Origin of the sequence: Delftia sp. ZNC0008 (assembly GCF_000799035.1) — a bacterium.
GTDB lineage: Bacteria > Pseudomonadota > Gammaproteobacteria > Burkholderiales > Burkholderiaceae_C > Comamonas > Comamonas tsuruhatensis.
In genome coordinates this window covers 1-2,316 of record NZ_JTKZ01000566.1, presented here as the reverse complement: position 1 = coordinate 2,316, position 2,316 = coordinate 1, and the positions used below count along the sequence as shown (strand labels likewise).

The 2,316-nt window shown below is 70.5% G+C and carries 6 protein-coding genes; all 6 read left to right on the top strand.

The genetic code is table 11. From position 1 onward, the window contains the following. On the top strand, positions 1-557 hold a 557-nt coding region (locus tag L995_RS33915), incomplete at its 5' end, for a hypothetical protein (protein WP_047472979.1). Further along, positions 554-1,060 (top strand): hypothetical protein, encoded by a 507-nt coding sequence (locus L995_RS18740; RefSeq protein WP_047472977.1) that lies wholly within the window; start codon positions 554-556, stop codon positions 1,058-1,060. The genes L995_RS33915 and L995_RS18740, both read left to right, overlap by 4 nt. Next, positions 1,041-1,268 carry a hypothetical protein gene (locus tag L995_RS18735; protein WP_047472976.1) on the top strand — a complete coding sequence of 76 codons (228 nt, stop codon included), beginning with the start codon at positions 1,041-1,043 and terminating at the stop codon, positions 1,266-1,268. Before L995_RS18740 ends, L995_RS18735 begins: the two co-directional genes overlap by 20 nt. After that, entirely contained in the window at positions 1,265-1,732 is a 468-nt protein-coding gene (locus tag L995_RS18730) for a hypothetical protein (protein WP_231574473.1), read from the top strand. The genes L995_RS18735 and L995_RS18730 overlap by 4 nt, the downstream gene beginning before the upstream one ends. Further along, complete coding sequence (locus tag L995_RS18725; RefSeq protein ID WP_047472974.1) at positions 1,729-2,049, top strand: DUF4406 domain-containing protein; 321 nt, start codon at positions 1,729-1,731, stop codon at positions 2,047-2,049. The genes L995_RS18730 and L995_RS18725 overlap by 4 nt, the downstream gene beginning before the upstream one ends. Then, entirely contained in the window at positions 2,042-2,299 is a 258-nt protein-coding gene (locus L995_RS18720) for a hypothetical protein (RefSeq protein WP_047472973.1), read from the top strand. The genes L995_RS18725 and L995_RS18720 overlap by 8 nt, the downstream gene beginning before the upstream one ends. The last annotated feature ends 17 nt before the right edge of the window (positions 2,300-2,316 follow it).

Here is a 2,316-nt window from a genome sequence, read left to right as displayed (position 1 = left end):
TGCTGCCGGCCGAGGCCTACGCCCTGGCGCTGACCAGCGCAGACCAGCAGGCCACTGTGGTGTGGACCGATGAGATCGCCCAGGCCTGGGCCGTGGCCGCGCCGCTGCTGGATGCCGGCGACAAGTTCGGCGCCCGGCAGGCCTTCATCGAGGCCTACGGCAGGATCACCGGCGAGGCCCGTGCACTGCGCCGTCGTCCTGTGGTTCAGGTTAGCCTGGGGCACGACCCCGAAGCCCGCACGCGCGCCGTGCAGGAAGCCATCACGGCAGGCAGGCTGCCGGGCGGGCTGGAGGGCCTGACTGACGACCTGCGCGAGCAGCTGCAGCTGCCGGCCCCGCGCGCCGCCCTGGCGCTGCCGGCACCTGAGTCCATGCCCAGCGGCCCGAAGCGTGAGGTGCTGTCCAAGCTGGCCACCCTGCGCGAAGCCTTTGCACTCAAGGCCGCGCGTTTCACGCCCGTGCAGGTCCAGGCCCGCGCCGGCCGCATGCGCCTGAGTCAGGCCAAGCGCCGCGCTGCCGCCGCCGTGGCGGAGCACCAGCAGGGGAGCCAGCCATGAGCGCCATCCATTCCGCCGTGAGCCGCGACTACCTGCGGCTGCCCTACACCTACACGCTGGCACAGGAGCTATCGGCCAGCGAACGGCAGCCGCTGCACCAGCGCAAGCGCGAGCCCCTGGCTGCTGCAGTCCTGGCCGCAGTGCATGCCGTGGGCTACGCATCCCCGACCGTGCAGCACTGGCGCGACCTGGCCGACGCCGCGAACCTGTCCGAAACGCTACTCGGCATGGGCGTCTTTACAGAGCCGGGGGCTCAGAGCCTGTTTGCTGATGCGGTGGCGGCCGTCGTGGACCTGGGCCGCAAGCACGGCCACGGCCAGGAGATGCGCCTGAACGCCGTGCAGCTGGGCCACCTGGTCGAGTTCGGCGAGGCCTACGGGCAGGTGCTGGAGGTGATCCCGGCCCGCACCTTCATCCGCGCGCACCGCGCCACCGAACGCCGCCTGCGCGAGCTGCTGGTCAACAGCCACGGCAGCGACACCCATGAATTCATCGTCGTCTGAACACCAATGGCAGCAACACCAAATCAATCTCAGCGCGGCAGCCGTGGCGCACCTCGTCAAGCTGGCCCAGCAACCCGGGTGGTGGGAGTACGTCAAGGCCAGGGCCAGGGAGCTGGACAGGGACGAGTCCCGGCTGTTCGTGGACATCGAGCGGCAGGTGGTGCAGCAGTTGCAGGCGCTCGCCTGGCGCCCGCCGCCCCGCGCGTGACGGTGCCTGCTGGCCACCAGGGCCCGATCACGGTGCTGGGCATTGACCCGGGCAAGCACACGGGCCTGGCCTGGATCGTGGACGGCCAGTTGCAGGCGCTGGAGGAGATTGCGCCAGCGCAGATCCTGCAGACCCTGCAGGGCAGGGCGCCCACGCTGGTGATTTTCGAGGACAGCCGCAAGGCACGGAAGACGTGGACCGGCCAGGGAAGCGCTGCAGCGCGGGCCAAGATGGCGCGCAACGTGGGCGAGATCGATGCATGGTGCGTCCTGATCGAGACCCTGTGCGCCAGCCTCGGTATTGCCTGCTTCGGCATGCCGCCCAGCGCGAAGGCCGGCGGCGCCCACGGCGCCAAGATCGACGCCGCCACCTTCAGCCGCCTGACCGGCTGGGCCGGCCGCAGCAATCAGCACCAGCGTGACGCCGCAATGATCGCGTGGTCCTTCCGGAGGGCCCGGCCATGAAGCGCATCTACATCGCAGGTCCCATGACAGGCCTGCCCGAGTTCAACTACCCGGCCTTCAACCGCGCGGCCGCTGTGCTGCGTGCCCAGGGCCACCACGTCGAGAACCCAGCCGAGAACCCCGCGCCAGCGTGCGGGAGCTGGGCCGGCTACATGCGTCTGGCGCTGCCCCAGCTGTGCACCTGCGATGCCGTGCACCGGCTGCCGGGCTGGAAGCAGTCGCGCGGCGCCCGGTTGGAGAGCTTTGTGGCGCGCGTGCTGGGTCTGGAGGTGCAGGACTTCGATGCCAGCGCAGGGGGCGGCGGTGCACATGCTTGATTTCCGCCCCGACCTTCCGCGCCGTGGCCAGCGCGGCCCCGTGCGCGCCGCGCCTCAGCACCCGCCCCTGTGGCGTGGCGCCGCAATGCGCGAGCGCATTGAAGGCCCTGATGCCCTGGGGCGCTACCGCTTCTCCGTCTGGTCGGAAAACCGCTGCTGCCGCCTGGAACAGTACGGCCCCACGCGCGTGTGCGTGATGAACGACCACGGCTTCCTGGTGCAGGTGGATGTGGAGGGCGACATCCGATGATCCAGAACCGGAGCACC

What these genes read in the sequence shown, in the direction of transcription:
- L995_RS18740 (WP_047472977.1), top strand. Translation starts at nt 554, where the DNA reads ATGAGCGCCATCCATTCCGCCGTGAGCCGCGACTACCTGCGGCTGCCC.
- L995_RS18735 (WP_047472976.1), top strand. Translation starts at nt 1,041, where the DNA reads ATGAATTCATCGTCGTCTGAACACCAATGGCAGCAACACCAAATCAAT.
- L995_RS18725 (WP_047472974.1), top strand. Translation starts at nt 1,729, where the DNA reads ATGAAGCGCATCTACATCGCAGGTCCCATGACAGGCCTGCCCGAGTTC.
- L995_RS18720 (WP_047472973.1), top strand. Translation starts at nt 2,042, where the DNA reads ATGCTTGATTTCCGCCCCGACCTTCCGCGCCGTGGCCAGCGCGGCCCC.